Below are 21375 nucleotides of genomic sequence, written 5' to 3' on the forward strand. Positions count from 1 at the left end.
GCACTTGGGGCGTGGCCCCAATCCTTTAGCCCCGATCAGGGGGCGAAGGTGCCCGTCAGTTGCGCCTGCGCGAGCACCGAGTCCTCCATCGCCGCGCCGAGTTCGCCTTTCGTGGCGCCCCGGGTCACCCCGAGCTCCTCGTCGAGCGCGTACAGCTTGAACCGGTAGGTGTGCTCGCGGTCCGGCGGCGACGGGCCGCCGTAGCCGACCTCGCCGAAATCGTTGGTCCCCTCGTCGGCCCCTTCGGCGTCCCAGCCCTCGGGGATCTCCTCGCGAGCCGGATCGATGTTCCAGACGAGCCAGTGGACCCACACCTTGCCCGCGGGATCTCTGGCGTCCGGATCGTCGACGACCAGCGCGAGCGAGGCGGCGTCCGCGGGGACGCCCGCGATCGACAGCGGCGGATTGACGTCCCCGCCGTCGCGTCCGTACTGCTCCGGGATGCGCTCGCCGTCGTCGAACGCCGGGCTGGTCAGCGTCAGCTCGCCCGTCGGTTCGGCGTCGCCGTGTGCCGGCGTGTCAGACATAGTCTCTCTCGATTCGAACGTCGCGTTCGTCCGATGAAAAGCCCCGCCCCGACATCCCCGCGCACGGCGGGCGCCCGTCGGCCGCCTCAGCACAGCGACTTCGGCTCGACGCCGAGCTCGCCCAGCGCGTCGACGTAGTCGTCGTAGGCCACCTGAATCACGTAGCCGGCGACCATCTCGGCGCGCTCCCAGTCCTCGGCGTCGTCGCACAGCTCGTCGAGCAGTTCCAGTCCGGCGTCGAGCGTCCCCCGCGTGTCGGATTTTAACTCGCGGAACAGGTCGGCGCGAGCCTCGTCGGCCTCGTTGACGAAGAAGCTGATCACCTGCGTGTGCGCGCGAACGCTGACGAGCGACCGTCCGACCATCCCCGCGGCGACGCGCTCGATCGTCGCCTCGCGCCCGCGGAGATAGGAGTGCATCGGCCCGCCGTCGGCCGGCTCGTACTCGCCGTCGATCTCGGCGGCGACGAGATCGAGGTGGCGCCGCTCCTGGTCGGCGGCGTCGGCGAACGCCTCGCGAGCGGCGTCGTTCGACTCGTCGTCGGCCCACCCGGAGAACGTCCCGCGGGCGGCGTGCTCGCTGTCGGCGGCCGATTCGAGCACCGACCGCTCGTCGAGGTCCCCGTCGGTCAGCGCGATCAGAAGTTTCGAGGAGCCGAGCCGGTCGAGCTGGCTGGCCTTCTCGGTCTCGACTGACTCGCGGAACTCGGCTGCGTCCATGGCGGTACTGTCGGGCGCGTGGGAGTTGAAGGTTGGTGCGCGCGGGGCGACGACGAGGCACCGTGCAGAGGCGTCGGGACGCGCGAGACGGCGGGGCGTCCGAACGCGCGAGACGGCGGGGCGTCCGGACGCGGCGGGACGATCGGCGCCGACGCCGAACGCGGCCCCGGCGGGAGTGTCTTACCGCGACCGCCCGTACACACAGCCATGAGCCCAGACGACACCTCGATCTCGCCCGAGCGGCTCCACGAGCGCATCGACCGCGGCGAGTCGATCAGCGTGCTGGACGTCCGAGACCGCGACGAGTTCGAGGCCTGGCGGATCGACGGCCCGGGCGTCGACGCCGCCCAGATTCCGGAGATGCGGTTCGTCCAGGCCGACATCCAGGGCACCACGGCGGAGCTCGTCGCGGACCTCGACGAGCCGATCGTCGCCGTCTGCGCTCGCGGGAAGGCCAGCGACGAGATCGCGGGCCAGCTGCGCGACGCCGGCGTCGACGCCGTCAACCTCGCCGAGGGGATGAACGGCTGGGCGCGCGTGTACGTCCGCCGGGAGCTCGACGCCGACGCGGCGGGCGCCGACGTCTACCAGTACCGCCGACCCGCCAGCGGCTGTTTGAGCTACCTGATCGCGAGCGACGGCGAGGCCGCGGTGATCGACCCGCTCCGGGCGTTCGCCGACCGGTACGTCGAGGACGCTCAGGAGCAGGGCGCCGAGCTCGTCGCGGCCGTCGACACGCACGTTCACGCCGACCACGTCAGCGGCGTCCGTGCGCTGGCCGACGCCGAGGACGCCGAGTTGCGGCTTCCGGCCGGCGCGGAGGAGCGGGGACTCGCGTTCGACGCCGACCTCTACGACGACGGCGATCGAATCGGCGTCGGCGACGTCGAGCTCGAAGCGATGCACGCGCCGGGTCACACCAGCGAGCTGTGCGTCCTGCGGCTCGGCGACGTCCTGTTTTCCGCGGACACGCTGTTTCTGGGCGGCGTCGGCCGACCGGATCTGGAACGCGCGGCGCCACGCGCCGCGGAAAGCCGAGCGGCGCCGCCGCGAGGCAAGGCGGGCGACGACGGCGCGCGCGATCTCGCGGGCGATCTCTACGAGACGCTTCACGAGCGGCTGCTCGAACTTCCCGACGACACCGTCGTCGCGCCCGGCCATTACGGCGATGCCGACGAAGCGGGCGGCGACGGCACGTTCGCGGCGTCGCTCGGCGACCTCGCCGAGGGGCTCGACGCGCTGTCGATGGACCGCGAGGCGTTCGTCGAGTTCACAGTGGGAAATCTGCCGCCCCGGCCGGCCAACTACGAGCGCATCGTCGCGACGAACCTCGGGCGCGACGAGCTCTCTGACGACGAGGCGTTCGAGGTCGAGCTCGGCCCGAACAACTGCGCCGTCTCCGACGCGGACTGACGGCGCTGTCGGTGAGAAGGGAAAGAAGACGAGAGAGCGTCGGCGTCGGTCGGCGCGGCGGACGCGTCGACTCAGTCGTCCGCGGCGGCGGGCGCGTCGCCGTCGGCGGACGCGTCGACGTCGCCCTCGATGCTCGGCGGGTACTTCCCGCGGTCGAGCTTGAGATCGGACTGCGGGCGGGCCATGCAGGTCAGCGCGTAGTTTTCGGCTTCCTCCTCGGTGAGGCCGCGCGCGGCGGGCTGGGTGACCTCGCCCTCCTCGATCTTCGCGGAGCAGGCGAGACACATCCCGACGCGGCAGGAGTACTCCTGGGCGATCCCCGCCTCGATGCAGCGGCTCAGGATGGTCTCCTTGTCGGACACCGTGATCTCCTCGCCGGTGCCGACGAACTCGACGGTGTAGTCGGTCATACTCGGTTGCTACGAAAGACCACCCTAAAACTCTTTATCACCAATCTGTCCTGTCGAAATCAACGGAATTCGGCGGGTGTCGACGACGCTCACTCCGCGGCGTCGATGCGGTGAGCTTCCAGCGCGTCGCGCCAGTCCCCGGGGAGCGGCGTCGGCCGCCCGTCCTCGTCGACGATCACCTGCGTCGTCCGGCCCGAGGCCGCGGGTTCGCCGTCCGCGCGGATATCGTAGGCCAACGTCAGGCTCGTCTCGCCGACCTCGGCGACGCCGACGCCGACCTCCACGGTGTCGGGCAGCCGGATCGGGCGCTCGTAGTCGACTTCGAGGTTGGCGATCACCGTGTCGATCCGCAGCTGGCCGACGACGTCGCGGAAAAAGCGCATCCGGGCTTCCTCCATGTAGGTCACGTGGACCGCGTGGTTGACGTGCTCGTAGGTGTCGATGTCGCGGTAGCGCGGCTCGATCGTCGCGCTGAAGCCGTACTCGGTCACGTCCGTTCCGAGGCCGCTGTCGGATTTATAAGTTCGGCTCGTCGCAAGCTAAGATGCTCGCGACGAGCGTCGAATTCCGGCATCAGCGCGACGACAGAAAAAAGGTTTTCACGGTGGGGAGCCGACGGGACTGCATGACCACAACGGAGTACGACTTCGTCGTCGTCGGCGCCGGGACCGCGGGCTGCTACGCCGCGGCGACGGCCGCCCGCGCCGGCCACGACGTCGTCGTCGTCGAGCGCAAGGACGCCGACGAGGCGGGCCACATCGCCTGCGGCGACGCGCTCAAGGGCGCCTCGGCGTTCCCCGACGCCATCCCGAAATCCAAGATCGAGCCGGCGTTCACCAACACGGGCGTCGACCACGGTCGCTTCGAGATCCCCCAGGAGGACACCGTCCTGGAGATCCCCGTGCCGGGCGAGCTGGCCGTCATCAACCGCTGGGAGTACGGGCGGCTGATCATCGAGGGCGCCGACGAGGCCGGCGCGGAGTTCCACTACGACACGGTCGTCCAGGACGTCAACCAGGACGACGAAGGGCGCGTGACGGGGGTCGACGCGATCCGCAAGGGCGATCCGCTGACCTACGAGGCCGAGGTCGTCGTCGACGCCGCGGGCGCGCTGTCGATCCTGCAGGACAAGGCCGATCTGGAGGGCGCGACGTTCGACACCAACGTCGACTACTCGCAGTTCTGTTCTGCCTACCGCGAGATCGTCCACGTCGACGAGCCGGTCGAGTGGGACGACGCGCTGGTGTTCAAGCCCACCGAGCGCGCCGCGGGCTACCTCTGGTACTTCCCGCGCACCGACACCGAGATCAACGCCGGGCTGGGCTTCCAGATGACCGAGGAGCCGATGCAGCTCGTCGACGACCTCAAGGGCGACCTGCGCGAGCGCGAGGAGTTCGAGGACGCCGAGGTCGAGGACAAGCTCGGCGCCGCGCTGCCGACCCGGCGTCCCTACGACTCCGCGGTGGCGCCCGGCTTCGTCGCCGTCGGGGACGCCGCGGGCCACGTCAACCCGACCACCGGCGGCGGGATCGCCGGCGCGGCCTACGCCGGCCAGTACGCAGCCGAGACCGCGATCGACGCCCTCGCGAACGGCGGCCCGACCGAGGACGCGCTGTGGGAGTACAACGAGCGCGTGATGGACCACTTCGGCGCGCGCTACGCCGCGCTGGACGTGTACAACATCCTCTCGACCGCCGTCGACACCGACGAGATGATGGGACTGCTGGCGGCGCTGCCCGGCGAGAAGATCGCCGAGTCGCTGTACGCCGGATCGACGTCTGTCCCCCTCTCGCTGAAGGTCAAGACCGCGATCAAGAGCTACGGCTACTGGGGCGACATCTACAACCTCTACAAGACGAAACAGCGCGCCGACGCGATCCTCGACCACTACGAGTCGTACCCCTCCAGCCCCGAGGGATTCCCGGCCTGGCAGTCCCGCCGCGACGATCTGATGGAGCGGGTTTACGAGACGACCGGCGCCGATCCGAAGTACTGAGTCGGCGTCCGGACGCCGACAATCCGTCCAGCGGCTTCCTTTTTGTGACGGGCGCGCTAACCGGCGTGCAGATGCAACGTAGCAACTCTCGTCGCCGACTGCTCTCGGTGACGGGATCGATCGTCTTGGCCACTCTCGCCGGTTGTTCGGGCGTTCTCGGCGGCGACCCCGAGAACGACGACGCCGACGGCGAGCCCGCAAACGAATCCGACGGCGACGCGGACGGCAACGCGTCCGACGGCGGCGAGACTGACGGCGACAGCGCGGACGGCGACGGCAGCAGCCCCACCGAAGACGGCGACGACGCCGCGGACGACGAGACGCCGCCGATGCCCGAGCCCGTCGACTGGACCGACGAGGAGCGCGGTACGATCTCGGTCGGGCCGGGCGGCGAGTTCGTCTTCGATCCCGACGCGGTCCGGGTCGAGCCCGGAACGCTCGTGCGGTGGCTCTGGGAGTCCGATTTCCACAACGTCGTTCCGGTCGACCGGCCCGACGGCGCCGACTGGGACGGCGAGACCGAGACCTACGACCAGGGCCACAGCTACGAGTTCACGTTCGAGACGCCGGGCACGTACGAGTACGTTTGCGAGCCCCACGAAGGAGCGGGGATGCGAGGGTACGTGGTCGTGAGCGATGACCAGCAGTAAATAGCACACGTATTTTCCTAAAGATGGCGTACAACTACCGGTGAGTATAGACGAACGAGATATCTGTAGTTATTGTTAGTAGTACACAAGCTATCAGGAGTCTTGAAAGATACAGATAGTGTAGTCAGTGCACCGTCAGGCACTGACTTCGCAAAAGGGAGCGACCGAGTTCAGAATGCGGTGCTAGTTCTCAAAATTTATTCCTCAGGCAACGAAAAGTCTCCTATGCGCCGCCGCGCGTTCCTCGCATCCGCCCTGACTGCCGGCACCAGCATCACTGCGGGGTGTGGTTTTATCGAATCGCGAACCGAGCACACAGATCCGACGGTCGAGCTCGACGACAACCCCCAGAATAACACGAAGTATCTCGTATTCCGCAAAGACGGCGCTGACCTCGCCACCGTGGGTGTCTCCCCTCCGGGATCCTCGGAGCCGAGCGAATTCGGCGCGTCGGTTTCGCATGGTGTGGACACCGAACTACAGTCGCTCACACAGCGGTTTTCGACACCGGACAGTGACGAGACCCCGCCCAAGATCGCCCTCCAAGGTCCGTTTATGGATGACTACGGACCCCCACCGTCCGTGTCAGTGTTCCGGGACAACACGGCTGCGGTCGTCAAAGTTCACCGATTCGGCGGACTCGCCGACGAAACCGTGTACATCAATCTCCTAGTTACCCGATGGCCGGCATCCGCCCACCGACTCGTCGTCGAGAGCTCCGTCGAACTCGTCGAGCCGGGGCTAACCGACCAAACACACGTCCTCGACGGACAACTCGAATTCAAGGTTACCACCGAAACCGAAGCCGACGAACCAACCGATGACACGCCCAACTCGTCGGAGTAAGGACCTCGATCATGGGTGTCGTCGGGATGTTGTCACTATCTACGATATGATCGCAGCGGCGCGGGCGTACTCCTACCGAGTCAAAACGTCGCGGACGAACGATCGGCATTCAATTGATTCGGAGCACGACCGCATAGCATCGTCGTGCAAGACTCGCACGCAGTCTTGTACGGCGCCCTGAACATCATCTGAGACTGGCAGAATTCCGGGCAGTCAGTTCGCATCCGTAGTTGCCGCCTCAGACATCCCGGTTGTATACCTCGTTCCGACTGACGGCGTCGTGGTCTCGGCTACTTCGCGGGTTCCAGTTCCGCGATCCGCTCGACGGCGTCGGCCAGCACGTCGACGCCGATCCCCAGACTCGCCTCGTCGACGTCGAACGTCGCGGTGTGGTGGCCGCCGGGGTGGTCCGTGCCGACGCCGACGTACGCCGCCAGCCCGCCGTTTTCCTGGACTTCGCGCATGAGGAACGTGGCGTCCTCGCTGCCGCCCAGCGGCGCCCGTTCGACGACGTGCTCAACGCCCGCGGCGTCCGGCGCGACCGCGGCGACGGCGTCGACGAGCGCCTGGTCGCTCTTGGCGCTGGGCGCGCTCGGCCCGATTTCGACGTCGGACTCGCAGTCGTGCATCGCCGCGGCGTGCTCGATCACGTCCTCGGCTTCGTCGAGCATGTAATCCCGCAGCTCGGAGGTCTCGCCGCGCACCTCGCCCTGGATCGAGGCTTGCTCCGCGACGATGTTCGAGGCGCTGCCGCCCTCGATCCGGCCGGCGTTCACTCTGGTCCCGCCGTCGGCGTGGCGCGGGATGGCGTAGAGATTCTGAACGGCCGTCGCCAGCGCCTGGTTGGCGTTCCGACCCTCGTTGGGCGCCGCTCCGGCGTGGGCCGACTCGCCGCGGAACTCTGCGTTCAGGTGCGAAACCGCCAGGAAGTCGTCGATCCCGGCGACGATCTCGCCGGTGGGGTGATCGAGGCCGACGTGCATCGCGAGCAGGTAGTCGACGTCGTCGAGGTGGCCGCTCTCGGCCATCGCCCGGCCGCCGCCGATCACCTCCTCGGCGGGCTGGAAGAACAGTTTGAACGTGCCCTCGAAGTCGCTCTCGGCGATCCGTTCGAGGACGCCGACGCCGATCGTCGCGTGGGCGTCGTGACCGCAGGCGTGCATCGCGTCGTGGATCGACCGGAACCCCTCCGCCGCGGGATGGTGGTCCTCGTCGTCGGCTTCCTCGCGGGGCAGCGCGTCGATGTCGACGCGCAGGCCGATCGTCGGCCCCTCGCCCCGCTCCAGGACGGCGACGGCGCCGGTCGTCCCGCCGCGAAGCCGTTCGAGCACGGCGGGGTCGCTCCCTTCGCGCTCCGCGAGGGAATCCTCGGCCTGCGCGTACCAGCGATCGAGCTCTTTCTTGTCGGGCACGGCGCTGCGGCGCTCGGGCGCGATGGCGTCGGCCCCGACGTGCAGTTCGTCGACGCCGATCCGCTTGATCTCCTCGACGATGCGGGCCGTCGTGTAGAACTCGCGCCACGCCGGCTCGGGCCGGCGGTGCAGGTCGCGTCGGAGCGCCACGAGCGGGTCGCGCTCGGCGGTCTGGCTCATACCGATGCCGTGGGCGGGCGGGCACTTAACAGCACCCCGCGGCGGAAAAGAGAGACGGAGGGGAGACGAACGAAGCGCCGAATCCGGCCGTCAGGCGCCGGAGCCGACGGGGTTGATCTGCTCGACCTCGACCTCGACGTGGATCGGCTCGGGGAACTCGCGGGCGGCGATCCGGCGCGCGAGGTCGTCGTGGCCGACGATCTCGACCTCGCGACTGTAGACCGTGTAGTCCCACGAACCTAGCCGACCGCCGCCGGTCGTATCCTTCGAGAGAGGCACCTGCATGCGCTGCGTCGTCTTCGAGTGGGGGCCTTTGAGCTCGGCGCCCTTTCGCTCGGCCGTCGATTTGATGTCGTCGACCACGCTGTCGAGCACCGCGCGGTCCCCGCTCTGGAGTCGGAGCTTCGTGACGAAGGTCATGGTAGAGTACTGTTCGACGCTCCGGCACTAAAAATCCGCCTATCGCCCGCGAGACGCCTGCGAGCGGTTCGCACGCCCGCCGATCGCACGACGGGAGCGCGGATCGGCGGCGATCGCGAGCCGACGGCGTCCGGCCGCGGTAGTGCGTCGACCGCCGCGGCGAGCCGGCGTCCTATCAGAGATCTGTTTTTTGGGCCGCGCTGTCACGGGCGCCCGGTGTCACCGGCGTCGACCGCCCGTGGGCCGCGGTGGCGCGGACCGCGCCGAACGGCCGGTCGACCGGTCCGGCGTCCGATATTCACTTAACTGATGGCCGATTACGTACGGGCAATGACGGTTGAAGCGACGAGCGCGGGCGCGATCCTCTTTCGGGATACGCGCGGCCGCCGGGAGTACCTCCTCCTCAAGAGTCGCCCCGGGGACTGGGAGTTCCCCAAGGGCGGCGTCGAGGGCGAGGAAGAACTCCAGCAGACGGCCATCCGAGAGGTCAAAGAGGAAGCCGGAATCTCCGATTTCCGGCTGCTCGACGGTTTCCGCCAGGATTACGACTACGTGTTCGAGGCGAACGGCGAGACGATTCACAAGACGGTCCACCTGTTCGTGGCCCGGTCGTTCGAGGCCAGCGCCGAGCTGTCCCACGAACACCGGGACCTCCAGTGGCGAGACTACGACCAGGCGATCAACACGATCACGCAGGACGGGCCCCGCGAGATCCTCGAGGACGCCCACGAGTTCCTCGACGAACGCGAAGAGGACGACGAGGAGTAACCCCGCGCTCGCAGTCAGGCCAGCCTCGACACGGCGTCTACCGGACGCGACCGGCTTCGGACGCCGTCAGCTATCGCTCTCTTCGGAGTCGAACTCCAGCGCCGCCGAGTTGATGCAGTAGCGCTTCCCGGTCGGCTCGGGGCCGTCCGCGAACACGTGGCCGAGGTGGCCGCCGCAGCGCGAGCAGATCACTTCGGTCCGGTCCATCCCGTGGCTGTCGTCGTGGCGCGTCTCGACGCTGTCCTCGTCGGCGACGTCGTAGAAGCTCGGCCAGCCGCTGTTCGAGTTGAACTTGGTGTCCGAGTCGAACAGCACCTGTCCGCAGCCGGCGCACTCGAAGCTGCCGTCGTCTTTGACCTCCAGCAGGTCGCCGCTGAACTTCGGCTCCGTGCCGGCCTCGCGCAGGATGCGGTACTCCTCGTCGTCGAGTCGTTCGCGCCACTCCTCGTCGCTCTCGGGCAGGTCGTCGGCTGTCTCCTGGGACATGATACTGCCCGGATTTTGGGTACGCGCGAGGAAAGTGTTGTCGCCGGTCGGCGCGGCGCGCTCGACCACGTAACGTGTTTACCCCCGATCACTTTTGGTCCCGCCGTCGTCAGTCCACCCGTGTCCGGCGCACCGGATCCGGCCGAGATTTTCGACAGGGCGGCGGAGGAAGGGCGGCGCCGCCTCGACCAGTCGATGCTGGAGCTCGTCTCGACCAGCGTCATCGCCGGGTTCACGATCGTCTTCGGCTTCGCCGCGCTCGGCATCGTCGAGGCGATCGTCAAGCCGCAGTTCGGACGCCTCGCGACGATCGCGGGCGGGCTCGCCTTCGCCGTCGGCTTCACGTTCCTGATCGTCGGGCGCGCGGAACTGTTCAACGAGAACTTCTTCGATCCGGTCGCGGCGGCGGTCGAGAACGACGATTCGTGGATGGTCGGGCCGCTCCTTCGCCTGTGGAGCGTCACCTTCGTACTCAACCTCGTCGGCGGCGTCCCGTTCGTGTGGCTCCTGTCGGTCGAGGGCGCGCTGCCCCACGGAGCGCCGGAGGCGCTGACGGTCGTCGCCGAGGAGATCGTCCACCGCTCCGCGGCCGCCGAGTTCGTGAAGGCGTTCACCGGCGGCGCGCTCGTCACGCTGCTGTCGTTCATGCTCGCGGCCGTCGACAGCGTCGGGAGCCGCATCGTGATGGCGTACTTCGTCGGCTTTCTGCTGACGCTCGGCCCGTTCAGCCACGCCATCGTCACGATGCTGCACGTCGTGTTCGGCGTCGCCTTCGGCGCCCCGATCGGCCTCGCCGAGTTCGCCAGGACGACCGTCGTCGTCACCGCCGGGAACCTCGTCGGCGGGCTCGGCCTCGTGACGGTCACTCATATCACGCAGGCCATGGGCGCCCGCGAGGACTGACGACCGGGACCGAACCCGTTTTTGCCGCCCGTCGGGTAGATGCGGGCATGGACAGGAGCGAGGCGCTCGACCGCGCCGCGGAGATCGTCGACGCCGTCGAGGAAGAGCGGATGCCGGTGCCCGTGAGAGAGGTGTGGGTGTACGGCGACGTCGCGCTCGGACTGGACCCGATCGACCGACTCGACGTCTATCTCACCAAGGACGTCCTCTTCGGCGGCGACGCCGACCGCGAAGACGAGTTCGTCGACTCCCACGGGATCGAGGGCGTCGGCAAGAGCGTGCGCGCCGACTGGGCCGACGAGCACCCCGAGTACCTCCGGGCGAACGCGAACGGCCACGCCGCGCCCGAGAAGTGCCTCGCGGCGCACCTGCTTGAGGACGACGAGACGATCCACCTGGAGGTGTGCAACGCCAGTTTCGATGACAACGTCACCCGCCGACTCGAAGGCGCGAAGGCCCGCAGCGACTGGGAGCAGCTGCTCGATCCCCGCGCGGCCTGCCTCTGGGCCGAGGGCACCCGGAGCGACGAGGCGATGCGAAAGCTCCGCGAGAGCGAGCTGCCGTTCCCGACCCTGTCGGAATCGCTGGAGATGCTCGGCCTCGACGAAGGCGAGGCCGAAGACGCCGCGGCGGCGCTCCACGAGTGGCGCTCCGAGCAGGAGGGCGCGACGGTCCGCGGCGACGTGGTCTGAGACCGGGACTCAGCTGCCGATGCCGAACATACCGCCGCTCTCCTCCTCGTCGTCTTCGTCGTCATCGTCGTCCGCATCGCCATTTTGCTCGCGCACTTTGTCCATCGTCGCCTTGAACGCGGCGTCGATATCGTCCTCGCCGTCGTTCCCGTCGTCCTTCTCGTCGGCCCGCGACCCGTCGGTTGCCTCGCGATCCGCCCCGTCGCCCGCCCCCGTTCCGGGCTCGTCGCGTTCCCCGCCGAGGACGGACTCGTCGTCGAGCGGCGGCTCGTCGCCGCTGTCCGTTTCGCTGCCGTCCGGCTCGTCGCCGTCGATCGGATCATCGTCCCACGAGAACTCGTTTTTCGACGTCTCGCCACCATTTTCGCCGTCCGGCTCCGGCTCTGTCGCGGTCGCCACGTCGTCGGGGGCTGGCGACCCTCGCTCGGACGCCGATCCGTCCGCTGAAGCGTCGGCGCCGTCCTGCGAGTCGTCCCGACGAGACGGAGCCGCCCCGGAGCTCCGGGAGGGCTGCTCCGTGGCGTCTTCGTGAGCGGAAGCTGCGGTGGAGTCCTGTTCGTCGGCGGCATCAGGTGCCGGTGGTGCGATCGGCTCGGCGTCGTCCGCGGGGGCGTCGTCCGCTCCGCCGGGCTCGGTGGCAGCGGCGTCGACTGCGTTCGGTGCCCCTTGCTCGCCCGCTTGCGAGTCGGGGGCTGGAGATTCCTGCTCCGGCGCGTCGTCGTGGGCGTCAGCGCTCTCCTGACCCTGCGGTTCCGAGGCAGTCGATTCATCGGCGGCCGCCTCGCCGGTCGGCGGCTCGTGGACGACGGGCTCGTCGCCGAGGTCGTCGCCGGCGAGGCGGGTCGCGAGCTCCCAGTACACCATCGCGGCGGGACTGTCGGGGTCGTGACGGAGCAGCGACGCGCCCGCGGCGGCGCTCTCGGCGACGGCGTCGTCCTCGGGAACCATCGCGATCACGTCGGTGCCGATGGCCTCGGCGGCGGACTCGTGGTCGATCTCGGTCCCCGCGGGGATCTTCGTGAACGCCGTCCCGAGCACGTCCGCGCCGTGAAAGCGTGCGACCGTGGCGGCGTCGCCGACCGCCGCGATGGCGTCGTCTTCGGGCGTCGCTGTCAGGATCGCGCCGTCGGCGCGCTCGAGAGCGACGGCGGCGGGAGTGCCGCCCGCGGCGCCCAGATCGAGGAGTACGACGTCGAAGCGCTCGCGGACGCGGTCGGCGGCGCGGACCAGCGCGTGCGAGCGCACGTCGGTCGGTGCGGGCGCGGCGTCGCCGCTCGGGAGTACCTGTAGTCCGTGGGACGCCTCGACCAGCGCCTCGTCGAGGTCGGCGTCGCCGCGCAGGACGTCTCGAAGCCCCCGCTCGGGATCCCCTAGATCGAGCACCGCGCCGACGCCCTCGTCGTCGAAGTTCGCGTCGATCACGGCGACGCGGTGGGCCGTTTCCGCCAGGGACGCCCCCAGCGCGGCGGCCGTCGTCGTCGCCCCGACGTCGCCCCGGCCCCCGAGAATCGCGTAGACGTTTCCGGTCATCGCTGTTGGCATCTCGGCCGCCCGTAATAAATTGTGGTGCGCGGCGGAGCGTTCCGTTCGACGGCCCGCGCGAGGATTTATCCCGGATCGAGACGCAGTCGTATCCATGCCGTCGACGCCGACCCTTCCGCCGGCGGTCGAGCGCGGCGACGAGGTCGCGATCCTCTCGCCCTCGGCGGGACTCGCCGCCGAGTTCCCCCGCGTGTACGAGCTCGGGCTCGACCGCCTGCGCGACGTGTTCGACCTCGAACCGCTGGAGTTCCCGACCGCCCGGAAGTCCACGGAATACCTGCAGGACCACCCCGAAGAGCGCGCGGAGGACGTGATGGAGGCGTTCCGCGACCCCGAAATCTCGGCCGTGATCGCCACGATCGGCGGGTTCGACCAGGTCCGGATCCTCGACCACCTCGATCCCGCCGTGCTACGCGAGCACCCGACGCGGTTCTTCGGGTCCAGCGACAACGCGAACCTCGCGAACTACCTCTGGCGCGAGGGCGTGGCCGCGTGCTACGGCGGCGACCTCATGACGACGTTCGCGATGCAGGGCTCGATGCGCGAGTACGCCGTCGAGTACCTCGAACGCGCGCTGTTCGAGGACGAGCTGGGCGAGCTGCGACCGGCCGACGAGTTCACCGATCAGGACCTCGAGTGGGGGGACCCGGAGAACCTCGACCGCCACCGGGAGCACGAGCCGAACCCCGGCCGGGAGTGGCACGGCCCGGAGCGGCGGGTCACGGGCGTCACCTGGGGCGGCTCGTTCGAGGTCGTGGATCTGCAGCTCTCGGTCGATCGGTTCCTGCCCGACCCCGGACGACTGGACGGCGGCGTCCTGCTGCTGGAGACCTCCGAGGAACTGCCCGAGCCGTGGTACGTCCGGCAGGCGCTGCTGGGGATGGGCGAGCGCGGGCTGCTCGAACGGTTCGACGCCGTGCTCGTCGGACGGATCAAGGCGCGCTCGCCGACGGTCGAGCGCGACGCCGACGAGCGGGCGGCCTACCGCCGGCGCGTCCGCGACGCGATGCTGGGCGAGATCCGGCGGTACGCCCCGGACGCGCCGGTGGCGTTCGGCGTCGACTTCGGCCACACCGCGCCGACGGCGCCCGTCCCGATCGGCGGGGAGGCCATCGTCGACGCCGAGCGCGAGCGCATCGCGTTCCGATGACTCTCGGCCCGGCGCTCACTCGACCGACCCGACGGTTACGAAAAAGGGGACCGTCTCGCGCCGGCGGTAGTCGCCGTCGGCCATCTGGCCGACGACCTCGCGGCCCATCTCGCGCCACCGACCCCGGAGGTCGTCGTACTCGGCCTCCGTGAGATCGCCCGCCAGCATCGTCGGGAGGTCGTCGGCGAGGCCGTCGCCCGTCGCCTTGCGCTTGGCGTCGTCGACGTCGCGCTCGGAGTAGGGCGGTTCGACGACGCGGACGTGGTCGTACCGTCGCGTCGTCGGGTCGTCGATTCCCGCTTCCTCGAACGCCTCGCGCGTCCCGGCCGCCCCGAGCGTCACGTCGGTGTCGACGCCGTCGAGATACGCGCGACGCGCTCGGCCCGCGAGTTCGGACTCGGCGTCGACGCTGGATTCGACGGTGACGGCGCCGTTGTCCGGCTCGATCGCCGCGACGCGGTGGCGCGCGACGCGAGCGAACTCGCGGACCGCCGCGGCGGGGTCGGGCAGGTTGATCAGCAGCGCCTGGCAGACCACCAGGTCGAAGGAATCGTCGGCGAAGGGAAGCCGCGTCGCGTCGCCCGCGACCGTCGGGACGCGCTCGCGGGCGAGGCCCAGCAGCGACGGATCGGCGTCGACGCCGACGACCTCGCCGTCGGTCTCCTCGGCCAGCACGGCCGAGAGCTCGCCGGTGCCACACCCCACGTCGAGCACCGAGTCCCAGCGATCGAGTTCGATCGGGTCCAGCGCCTCGCGGGAGTCGTCCCACATCCCCTCGCGGGTGTCGCTGAGGTAGTCCGCCGAGAACTCTCGCACGCCCGGCAGTGGCGTCGGCGAGTAGTTAAGCGGGACGGTTTGGGGCGGGAAACGGTAGCAGGTTCTTCGGAGCGACTCAGCGCTCGCGCAACTCTCGCTCGACGTACAGCGAGGCGGCCTCCAGCGTGCCCGCGCTGAGTTCGGTCGTGTGGCGCCAGCGGTCGACGCCGTCGAGCCCGTCGTGCCGGTAGAACGCCTCCAGATCCCGACAGCCGCTGCCCGGCCAGGTCGTCTCGCCGATCGGACTCGACCGGCCGGCGTAGGACGTCGCCAGCGGCGTCACCTCGGCGACGCCGTCGCCGACGCGCCGCACCGTCCCGAGGTTGTGCGAGCACTCGTCCCCGATCACGGCCTCGGTGGCGGCGTCGTCGATAAACGGGTGTAAGGCCTCGTGGATCGCCATGTTCTTCGTGACGCCGCGGCCGTCCCAGCGCTCGGTGGCGCCGACGTTGACGACCGCGTGGGCGGCGTCCTCGTCGCCGGCGTAGCCCAATGCAAGCCCGTAGCCGACCTCGTAGTTGAGCGGCTCGGACCACAGCAGGAGATGGCAGACGTCGCCCTCGCCGCGACCGCGCTCGCGGACGGTCTCGCGGAACTGCTCGGCCAGCGTCCAGGCGTCGGTACCGCCCTGCAGGGCGACGCCGGCGCCCGCCTCGAGTTGCCAGTCGACGCGGTCGAGCCCGTCGCGTTCGGCCTCGGCGTAGGTCGCGACGGCGTCGAGCGCGTCGCCGACCGCGCCGTGAGCCGACAGCGTCGGTATCGACCAGCCGCTCCAGCGGTCCGCGGAGTGTTCCAATCGGGGGTAGGTCCGGACCCGGAGCACGGCGTCGGGCGGGGTGGTCGGGTCGGCCTCAGTGGTCTCGTCGGATGTCTCGGGGGCGGTCGAGGCGCTCCGCCTCGGGCCGTCCGACAGTTCACCAACGTCGCCCAGCGCCGGCCCGAGCGCGGCGGCGCCCAGCGCCGCCAGCACCTCCCGCCGTCCGACGAACCGACCGTCGCTGTCCGACACACCGACCGGCTTCGACGCCCGGTCGCATGAATATGTGGGCCCGAACGCGCGGTACGGCCGCGCTGCGCGGACCGACGGCTCGCTACGCTTGCCGTTCGACCGAGAAAGCGATCCGTTCGGTTACGTGTCGGTTCCGCGTCGGCTTCGCGTCGCTGCGTTTACTCTCGCAGCTCGTGAACGCGCTCGACGTTCCACTCGAAGCCCTTCCCGTTCTCGGTGGGCGTCTCCAGCACCAGCGGCACGTCTGCGAGGTCCTCGTGGTTGATGATGCGGGTCATCCCCTCCTCGCCGATCAGGCCCTCGCCGATGTGGGCGTGCTCGTCCTTGTTCGTGCCGCACTCGTGCTTGGAGTCGTTGAGGTGGATGCACTGCAGGTGATCGAGCCCGACCACTTCGTCGAACTCCGCGACGGCGTCGTCGACGCCCTCGGCCGTCGAGAGGTCGTAGCCCGCCGCGAACGCGTGGGCCGTGTCGACGCAGACGTCGATGTCGAGGTCGGCGCGGTCGATCACGTCCGCGAGGTGCTCGAAGTCGCCGCCGAGCTTGGTGCCGCTGCCGGCGTCGCTCTCGACGAGCACGGTGACGCCGTCGGGCACGTCGAGTTCGTCGAGCGCGCTGGCGGCGTTTTCGAGGCCCTGGTCGACGCCGGCGCCGGTGTGGGCGCCGAGGTGGACGTTGACGTACTCGATGCCCAGGGTGTCGGCGGCGTCGACCTCGGCCTGCATGCTGGCGATCGACTTCTCGCGGAGGTCGTCTTTCGGCGTACAGAGGTTCACGAGGTACGAGGAGTGGATCACCCACGGCCCGTCGAGCTGTTCGAGGGTGCCGTCGCGGAACCGCTCGGCCTCGTCGTCTTCGATGTCGGGGTCCTGCCAGACCTGCGGCGAGGTCGTGAAGATCTGCCCGCAGTTGCCGCCGACGTCCAGCTGCCGTTCGACGGCGTTGTCCACGCCGCCCGCGATCGATACGTGCGCGCCGACTCGGAGGTCGCTCATGTCGCTCCCCAGGAATCCGACCGGCAAAGTTACTTCGATGCGTCCGGGCTTTCCTCGGGGAAAGAACACTTGGCGTCGTAGCCCCCAGAGAGGGTATGTCAGATTCGACTCCGCTGGCGGTCGGCGATCGGGTGCCCGACGTCGGGGCGCCGCTGGTTCGCTCCGACGGGAGCGCCGAGGAGACACCGCTGTCGGAACTGCTCGAAGAACGCCCGGTGTTGCTCTGCTTCTACACCAACGACTTCGCGCCCGACTGCGTCAACGAGTGGTGCTCGTTCCGGGACTACGAGTGGTTCTCGGCCAACCCGTCGGTGACGCTCGTCGGCGCCAGCACGTCCCGACCGGTGACCCACCGGAAGTTCATGGACCTGCTCGATCTCTCCTTTCCGATGTACGCCGACACGGACCTCGAAATTGCGGAGGCGTTCGGCGTCGACTATCGGGCGTTCCGCCTGCTCGCTCGCTCCCGGCGCTCGTGCTTCCTGATCGACCAGGATAGGACGATACGCCACCGCTGGCTGGCGGATCACGCGATCGATCCGACGATGGACACGCCGGACGTCGGGGCGCTCCACGACGCCGTCGTCGAGACGTTCGGCGACGGCTTCGAGGCGGAGAGCTGACGCCGACGGCGTCGATTCTCCGCTGGGGAGCGCGAGTTACGACTCACCGGGCGCCGCCCGCCGACGCGTCCACTCGTCGGTCGCGTACTTCTCCTGTGCAAGCTCCCGAGCGCGCTCCAATTCGTCCTCGCGCCACTGGCTTTCGTCGGCGTCCGCCCAGTCAGCCAGCGCGCCCTCCAGCGCGCTCACCGCTTCCTCGCGCGAGATGTCGGCGTGCTCGCGGATCGACGTCACGCGTTCGCGGAACTCCGCGACCGCGGTGTCGGGGTCGGCGAAGACGCCGAGGTGATGTTCGGGAGCGAGATCGAACGACAGCGAGCCGTGCTGGATCACGGCGTCGCGCTGACGGTACTGGGCGTTCCCGCTGATCTTCTTCCCGCCGGCGAGGATGTCGTGGGCCGGATGGATCGCTCGCAGGTAACAGCAGGGCTGGTGGATTGCTGTCAGCTCCTCGTCGGCGAACGACGCCGGGACGCCCATGCGCTCGAAGGCGTCGAGGATCGGCTCGCAGAGCAAATTGTAGCTCTCCATCAGATCGCCCGGGAGCTCGTCGGCCGGCGCGACGACGCTGTAGGAGATGTCCGCGCGCCGGTCGTGGTAGATGCCGCCGCCGCCGGTCTGGCGCCGCGTGACGCCGATCCCCTCGCGCTCGCAGTGCTCCCAGTCGACCGTGTCGGGGTCCTGTCGGTAGCCCAGCGAGAGCGTCGATGGCTCCCACGAGTACACCCGCACAGTTCGAACGCCCTCCTCGACGGCCGTCTCGGCGGCGATCTCTTCGAGGGCCATCGTCGTCGGACCGTCGTCGGTGCGTTCGGGGAGCAGGCGCCACTCGCGGTCGGAAAGCGAAGTCATGGCGTCGGCTACGCCGGCGATCGCAAAGTCGGTTCCGACGCCGAGTCGTGGCTGTCACCACCGGCGCGTCGGTGCCGGTTCCGCGGACTTATGGGACGGTAGCACCTCGGTCGCGTCAGGAAGATGAGAATCGGACGCCTGCGATACCCCCAGTTCCGGCTGGCCGACGTCGCCCAGCAGATCGTCGGCGGGTTCCTGCTGGCCGGCCCGTTCGTCGTCACCGAGGAGGTCTGGGTGCTCGCGAGCAACATGAGCCACCTCCAGGCGTTCCTGGTCGTCTGCGTCACCGCCGGGATTGGCTACGCCGCGCTGTACGAAGCCGACACCGGCCGCGACCCCGACGCCGAGCAGGAGGTCGCCGGCGTCCCGCTGCGCTTTCTCTCGCTGATGCTCGTCTCGTTCGGCTCGGTGACGCTGCTGGCGCTGATCCTCGACGCGCCCGACACGTTCATCGACGCGTACCCGAACGGGAGCATGGCCGAGACCGTCGAGGTGACGATCAAGGCCGTCAGCGTCGGCTCGGTGTTCTCGGTCGTCGGCGCCGCGACGGCGGACAGCCTGCTCTGAGAAGATCGGCCCGTCAGCCGACGACGCCGAAGCCGAACTGCGCGTACGGCCAGAAGAGGTGGACGCCGATCCCGACGACCAGCGCGGGGATCGTCGTGTAGATCGTCGCGACGACGGCGGCCTTCATGTCGATCGCCATGAGCGGGAACAGCGCGTCGCCGTCCTGGCTGACGGCGTTGGCCGACAGCGCCGAGAACGGGACCTCGCCGTTGGCGTACAGCGACGCGAACACGATCTGTGGCGCGCAGCCGGGGATCAGCCCGAGCGCGGCGCCGGCGATCGGCGCGAGCATCCCCGCCGCGGCGGCGAGCGCGCCGATATCGAGCGCGAAGATCGCCACCGAGTACTCGTAGAGCAGGTACGCGACGATCACCCAGATCGTCACCATGCTGGTCTCCATCGCGGCGTGCTGGAACGTCTCGTAGGTGCTGCCAAAGGTGTCGCGCGCTCGACCCGACGCCCCGTCGCCGATCACTCCGCGGCCGACGAAGTACAGGTACGCCGAGAGCGTCGTCCCGACCAGTCCGGCGACCGTGAACAGCCCGAAGAACGTCGGGGCGATCTCCATCGCGACCTCCGGAGCGCCCCGGCGGAGGTACTCGACGCCCGCGACGAGGCCGGCCGCCGCGACCACCCACCACGCGACGTGGACCGCGTGGCTGAGCGTGACGAGCCACTCGCGGTCGGTGTCGGTGGTACTATCGACGCTGCACCCGGCGTCGGCCTCGCCCGGAACGCTCGGGGCGCCGTTCGCGACGTTCGTCGTCGCGAAGCCGCCGTCGGTCATCGGGCGGCCGATCCGGCCGACAGCGCGGTCGACGCGGCCGACGCCGAGGCCCCAGCCGTCGACCGCGTAGCCGAAGCCGACGCCGGCGACCAGCGCCAGCCCGTAGGCGTAGATCGCGGCCTCGGGCGCCAGCGCCAGAATGACAAACGCCGAGTCGCCCGCGGTCGCCGCCAGCGCCGCGACGACGGTGCCGAAGCTGACGCTGCCCCGGACGTACAGCGGCATCGCGACGATCGCGCCGCCACAGCCCGGCGTCAGGCCGAGCAGCCCGCCCGCCAGCGGCTGGAGCCGCTCGTGGTCTTCGAGGTAGCGGACGAGTCTGCCGTCCGTCCGATACTGGACGTAGCTGAACAGCACGACCGTGATCGCGACGAACGCGCTGACCTGCACGAACCCGTCGCGGACGGAGTAGACGAAAATGTCCGCCGCCTCCTCGACGCCGATCACGAGGACCACCGCCGACCCGCCGGACCGGGTGAAGTTCTCCCACCTAATCCAATCTTTAGACGCATCTAATTCTAGCTTCGCACCTGACGGCTTAGTACTTTCGTCCGGCGAGCGTTCGGCGATCACCCGACGAACACGCCGCAGCGTCGCAACTATAGTTGCAGAACGCGGCGGTTCGGAGTACCGAGAGCGGACGAGAAACGGCGCAGCGTCGACGTCAATATCGACGCCGATCGGCGGAGAGAGAGCGCGGAACGAGGGGTCAGGCCCGCTTCGCGTCGACGACCTCGTAGCCGATGTTCTGGTCGCGGAGCTTGTCGGTGTGGGACGACAGGACGTTCGTGGCGGCCAGCAAGAGCACGTCCAGGCCCTTCGTCGCGGCCTCCTGAACGGCGGGTGCGGTGCCGAAGCGGACGTCCGGGTCGATATCGGCGGCGTCGGCCGCGGCGAGGGCTTCGGTCCCCGCGGCGGCGATCAGGTCGTGGTCCGCCGCGAGGTCGGCCACCGTCTCGGCGTCGACGGCGGCGCTGCCGCCCTCTCGTACTCGGGGAACGGCGACGGCCGTCACCGTCCCGAGATCGTAGTCGACGACGCCCTCGAAGTTCGTCACGCCGACGTCCCGCCCGGGCTCGGCGTCGGTCACCGCGACCGCGGTCGCGCTCCCGGCCGACCCGGCCATCGCCCGCAGGACGCCGTCCTGCATCGTCAGCGAGACGGTCTCGCCCTCCGAAATCTCGGTGGTGGCGATGGCAGTCTCGATCTCGACTTCGCCGATCACGTCCTCGGAGACGTGCTGGACGAACGATCGGAGTTCGTCGGTCTGGGAGATGAGCCAGTCGACGCCCTCCTTGGTGACCTCGTAGCGCCCGCGGCCCTGCTTGTCGACCTGGCCCTGCTCGATCAGGTCCTGCAGGTAGTCGCTGACGGCCTGGGACGTGACGCCGATGGCGTCGGCGATCTCCTGCTGGCTCACCGCCGGCTGGCGCTCCGCGATCTCGACCAGGATCTGGTATCTGGTCGCGTTTCGCTTGCTCTCGAGGACGCCCGACGCGTCGGCGTCCCCCGCATCCCGTGACATGGTGGGCACTGCGGGTCGGTAGCACAAGTATGTTTGGAGTATTCCCGAAGAAATTGCGTTATCGGGATCTCTACTGCCGTTTTAGAA

General features: G+C 69.3%; 24 protein-coding genes. 10 read left to right on the forward strand and 14 right to left on the reverse strand.

The features are described from left to right. Positions 1–35: 35 nt before the first annotated feature. Positions 36–527 (reverse strand): YbhB/YbcL family Raf kinase inhibitor-like protein, encoded by a 492-nt coding sequence (locus tag ABDZ81_RS02485; protein WP_343772257.1) that lies wholly within the window; start codon positions 525–527, stop codon positions 36–38. Between the two features lie 86 nt (positions 528–613). Next, complete coding sequence (locus tag ABDZ81_RS02490) at positions 614–1246, reverse strand: rubrerythrin family protein (RefSeq protein ID WP_343772259.1); 633 nt, start codon at positions 1244–1246, stop codon at positions 614–616. A gap of 207 nt (positions 1247–1453) precedes the next feature. Between ABDZ81_RS02490 and ABDZ81_RS02495 the strand changes: the two genes are divergently transcribed. After that, positions 1454–2659, forward strand: coding sequence for an MBL fold metallo-hydrolase (locus tag ABDZ81_RS02495; protein ID WP_343772260.1), 1206 nt, complete (start codon positions 1454–1456; stop codon positions 2657–2659). 71 nt (positions 2660–2730) lie between these two features. Here the strand turns inward: ABDZ81_RS02495 and ABDZ81_RS02500 are convergent, their stop codons facing one another. Together ABDZ81_RS02500 and ABDZ81_RS02505 are read right to left on the reverse strand one after the other, a co-directional pair. Beyond that, positions 2731–3069: a 2Fe-2S iron-sulfur cluster-binding protein gene (locus tag ABDZ81_RS02500; RefSeq protein ID WP_343772261.1), complete on the reverse strand. Its 339-nt coding sequence runs from the start codon at positions 3067–3069 to the stop codon at positions 2731–2733. Between the two features lie 89 nt (positions 3070–3158). Further along, positions 3159–3560 carry an acyl-CoA thioesterase gene (locus ABDZ81_RS02505; RefSeq protein ID WP_343772262.1) on the reverse strand — a complete coding sequence of 134 codons (402 nt, stop codon included), beginning with the start codon at positions 3558–3560 and terminating at the stop codon, positions 3159–3161. Positions 3561–3694: 134 nt separating this feature from the next. On the opposite strand from ABDZ81_RS02505, the gene ABDZ81_RS02510 reads away from it, so the two are divergent. From ABDZ81_RS02510 to ABDZ81_RS02520, 3 genes are all read left to right on the forward strand, one after another. Next, the gene (locus tag ABDZ81_RS02510) at positions 3695–5065 is read left to right on the forward strand and encodes a geranylgeranyl reductase family protein (RefSeq protein ID WP_343772263.1); all 1371 of its coding nucleotides are present in this window, start codon (positions 3695–3697) and stop codon (positions 5063–5065) included. 71 nt (positions 5066–5136) lie between these two features. After that, positions 5137–5715 carry a plastocyanin/azurin family copper-binding protein gene (locus tag ABDZ81_RS02515; protein WP_343772264.1) on the forward strand — a complete coding sequence of 193 codons (579 nt, stop codon included), beginning with the start codon at positions 5137–5139 and terminating at the stop codon, positions 5713–5715. Positions 5716–5940: 225 nt separating this feature from the next. Next, positions 5941–6561 carry a DUF8121 family protein gene (locus ABDZ81_RS02520; RefSeq protein ID WP_343772265.1) on the forward strand — a complete coding sequence of 207 codons (621 nt, stop codon included), beginning with the start codon at positions 5941–5943 and terminating at the stop codon, positions 6559–6561. Positions 6562–6851: 290 nt separating this feature from the next. On the opposite strand, the gene ABDZ81_RS02525 is transcribed toward ABDZ81_RS02520, so the two are convergent. Both ABDZ81_RS02525 and ABDZ81_RS02530 read right to left on the reverse strand, forming a co-directional pair. After that, a complete protein-coding gene (locus tag ABDZ81_RS02525) occupies positions 6852–8153 on the reverse strand; it encodes an amidohydrolase (RefSeq protein ID WP_343772266.1) in 1302 nt (433 codons plus the stop codon). A 90-nt stretch (positions 8154–8243) separates the two neighbouring features. Beyond that, positions 8244–8573, reverse strand: coding sequence for a 30S ribosomal protein S10 (locus ABDZ81_RS02530; protein ID WP_343772268.1), 330 nt, complete (start codon positions 8571–8573; stop codon positions 8244–8246). Positions 8574–8903: 330 nt separating this feature from the next. Here ABDZ81_RS02530 and ABDZ81_RS02535 point away from each other — a divergent pair, with 330 nt between their 5' ends. After that, entirely contained in the window at positions 8904–9341 is a 438-nt protein-coding gene (locus ABDZ81_RS02535; protein ID WP_343772269.1) for a bis(5'-nucleosyl)-tetraphosphatase, read from the forward strand. A gap of 66 nt (positions 9342–9407) precedes the next feature. Here ABDZ81_RS02535 and msrB read toward each other — a convergent pair whose 3' ends face one another. Further along, positions 9408–9827 (reverse strand): peptide-methionine (R)-S-oxide reductase MsrB, encoded by a 420-nt coding sequence (msrB, locus tag ABDZ81_RS02540; RefSeq protein ID WP_343772270.1) that lies wholly within the window; start codon positions 9825–9827, stop codon positions 9408–9410. Between the two features lie 120 nt (positions 9828–9947). Here msrB and ABDZ81_RS02545 point away from each other — a divergent pair, with 120 nt between their 5' ends. Continuing rightward, positions 9948–10730, forward strand: a complete 783-nt coding sequence (locus ABDZ81_RS02545) for a formate/nitrite transporter family protein (protein ID WP_343772271.1) — start codon at positions 9948–9950, stop codon at positions 10728–10730. Between the two features lie 47 nt (positions 10731–10777). Continuing rightward, positions 10778–11422: a DUF7095 family protein gene (locus ABDZ81_RS02550; protein WP_343772272.1), complete on the forward strand. Its 645-nt coding sequence runs from the start codon at positions 10778–10780 to the stop codon at positions 11420–11422. 9 nt (positions 11423–11431) lie between these two features. Here the strand turns inward: ABDZ81_RS02550 and ABDZ81_RS02555 are convergent, their stop codons facing one another. Continuing rightward, positions 11432–12952 carry a nucleotide-binding protein gene (locus ABDZ81_RS02555; protein WP_343772273.1) on the reverse strand — a complete coding sequence of 507 codons (1521 nt, stop codon included), beginning with the start codon at positions 12950–12952 and terminating at the stop codon, positions 11432–11434. A 106-nt stretch (positions 12953–13058) separates the two neighbouring features. On the opposite strand from ABDZ81_RS02555, the gene ABDZ81_RS02560 reads away from it, so the two are divergent. Next, on the forward strand, positions 13059–14114 hold the full coding sequence (locus ABDZ81_RS02560; RefSeq protein ID WP_343772274.1) for a S66 family peptidase: 1056 nt from the start codon (positions 13059–13061) through the stop codon (positions 14112–14114). Between the two features lie 15 nt (positions 14115–14129). Here ABDZ81_RS02560 and ABDZ81_RS02565 read toward each other — a convergent pair whose 3' ends face one another. The 3 genes from ABDZ81_RS02565 to ABDZ81_RS02575 all read right to left on the reverse strand — a co-directional run bounded on the left by ABDZ81_RS02565 (position 14130) and on the right by ABDZ81_RS02575 (position 16934). Continuing rightward, entirely contained in the window at positions 14130–14930 is an 801-nt protein-coding gene (locus tag ABDZ81_RS02565) for a class I SAM-dependent methyltransferase (protein ID WP_343772275.1), read from the reverse strand. Positions 14931–15006: 76 nt separating this feature from the next. After that, positions 15007–15939, reverse strand: coding sequence for a hypothetical protein (locus ABDZ81_RS02570; RefSeq protein ID WP_343772276.1), 933 nt, complete (start codon positions 15937–15939; stop codon positions 15007–15009). A gap of 158 nt (positions 15940–16097) precedes the next feature. Beyond that, positions 16098–16934, reverse strand: coding sequence for a deoxyribonuclease IV (locus ABDZ81_RS02575; RefSeq protein WP_343772277.1), 837 nt, complete (start codon positions 16932–16934; stop codon positions 16098–16100). Between the two features lie 95 nt (positions 16935–17029). On the opposite strand from ABDZ81_RS02575, the gene ABDZ81_RS02580 reads away from it, so the two are divergent. Then, positions 17030–17557 (forward strand): peroxiredoxin family protein, encoded by a 528-nt coding sequence (locus ABDZ81_RS02580; protein WP_343772278.1) that lies wholly within the window; start codon positions 17030–17032, stop codon positions 17555–17557. Positions 17558–17593: 36 nt separating this feature from the next. Here the strand turns inward: ABDZ81_RS02580 and ABDZ81_RS02585 are convergent, their stop codons facing one another. Further along, positions 17594–18409, reverse strand: coding sequence for a lipoate--protein ligase family protein (locus tag ABDZ81_RS02585; protein WP_343772279.1), 816 nt, complete (start codon positions 18407–18409; stop codon positions 17594–17596). Positions 18410–18532: 123 nt separating this feature from the next. On the opposite strand from ABDZ81_RS02585, the gene ABDZ81_RS02590 reads away from it, so the two are divergent. Further along, positions 18533–18976 (forward strand): DUF2391 family protein, encoded by a 444-nt coding sequence (locus ABDZ81_RS02590; RefSeq protein ID WP_343772280.1) that lies wholly within the window; start codon positions 18533–18535, stop codon positions 18974–18976. Positions 18977–18989: 13 nt separating this feature from the next. On the opposite strand, the gene ABDZ81_RS02595 is transcribed toward ABDZ81_RS02590, so the two are convergent. Beyond that, entirely contained in the window at positions 18990–20210 is a 1221-nt protein-coding gene (locus tag ABDZ81_RS02595; RefSeq protein WP_343773356.1) for a putative manganese transporter, read from the reverse strand. A 262-nt stretch (positions 20211–20472) separates the two neighbouring features. Then, positions 20473–21288: a DUF7839 domain-containing protein gene (locus ABDZ81_RS02600; RefSeq protein WP_343772281.1), complete on the reverse strand. Its 816-nt coding sequence runs from the start codon at positions 21286–21288 to the stop codon at positions 20473–20475. Positions 21289–21375 lie beyond the last annotated feature (87 nt).

Source organism: Natronoarchaeum mannanilyticum (assembly GCF_039522665.1).
Classification (GTDB): domain Archaea; phylum Halobacteriota; class Halobacteria; order Halobacteriales; family Natronoarchaeaceae; genus Natronoarchaeum; species Natronoarchaeum mannanilyticum.

Coding starts and splice junctions, on each gene's coding strand:
- ABDZ81_RS02530 (WP_343772268.1), bottom strand. CDS start 8,573: ATGACCTTCGTCACGAAGCTCCGACTCCAGAGCGGGGACCGCGCGGTG.
- ABDZ81_RS02560 (WP_343772274.1), top strand. CDS start 13,059: ATGCCGTCGACGCCGACCCTTCCGCCGGCGGTCGAGCGCGGCGACGAG.
- ABDZ81_RS02590 (WP_343772280.1), top strand. CDS start 18,533: ATGAGAATCGGACGCCTGCGATACCCCCAGTTCCGGCTGGCCGACGTC.
- ABDZ81_RS02585 (WP_343772279.1), bottom strand. CDS start 18,409: ATGACTTCGCTTTCCGACCGCGAGTGGCGCCTGCTCCCCGAACGCACC.
- ABDZ81_RS02495 (WP_343772260.1), top strand. CDS start 1,454: ATGAGCCCAGACGACACCTCGATCTCGCCCGAGCGGCTCCACGAGCGC.
- ABDZ81_RS02500 (WP_343772261.1), bottom strand. CDS start 3,069: ATGACCGACTACACCGTCGAGTTCGTCGGCACCGGCGAGGAGATCACG.
- ABDZ81_RS02525 (WP_343772266.1), bottom strand. CDS start 8,153: ATGAGCCAGACCGCCGAGCGCGACCCGCTCGTGGCGCTCCGACGCGAC.
- ABDZ81_RS02490 (WP_343772259.1), bottom strand. CDS start 1,246: ATGGACGCAGCCGAGTTCCGCGAGTCAGTCGAGACCGAGAAGGCCAGC.
- ABDZ81_RS02515 (WP_343772264.1), top strand. CDS start 5,137: ATGCAACGTAGCAACTCTCGTCGCCGACTGCTCTCGGTGACGGGATCG.
- ABDZ81_RS02535 (WP_343772269.1), top strand. CDS start 8,904: ATGACGGTTGAAGCGACGAGCGCGGGCGCGATCCTCTTTCGGGATACG.
- ABDZ81_RS02550 (WP_343772272.1), top strand. CDS start 10,778: ATGGACAGGAGCGAGGCGCTCGACCGCGCCGCGGAGATCGTCGACGCC.
- ABDZ81_RS02600 (WP_343772281.1), bottom strand. CDS start 21,288: ATGTCACGGGATGCGGGGGACGCCGACGCGTCGGGCGTCCTCGAGAGC.
- ABDZ81_RS02555 (WP_343772273.1), bottom strand. CDS start 12,952: ATGACCGGAAACGTCTACGCGATTCTCGGGGGCCGGGGCGACGTCGGG.
- ABDZ81_RS02580 (WP_343772278.1), top strand. CDS start 17,030: ATGTCAGATTCGACTCCGCTGGCGGTCGGCGATCGGGTGCCCGACGTC.
- ABDZ81_RS02485 (WP_343772257.1), bottom strand. CDS start 527: ATGTCTGACACGCCGGCACACGGCGACGCCGAACCGACGGGCGAGCTG.
- ABDZ81_RS02575 (WP_343772277.1), bottom strand. CDS start 16,934: ATGAGCGACCTCCGAGTCGGCGCGCACGTATCGATCGCGGGCGGCGTG.
- ABDZ81_RS02510 (WP_343772263.1), top strand. CDS start 3,695: ATGACCACAACGGAGTACGACTTCGTCGTCGTCGGCGCCGGGACCGCG.
- msrB (WP_343772270.1), bottom strand. CDS start 9,827: ATGTCCCAGGAGACAGCCGACGACCTGCCCGAGAGCGACGAGGAGTGG.
- ABDZ81_RS02520 (WP_343772265.1), top strand. CDS start 5,941: ATGCGCCGCCGCGCGTTCCTCGCATCCGCCCTGACTGCCGGCACCAGC.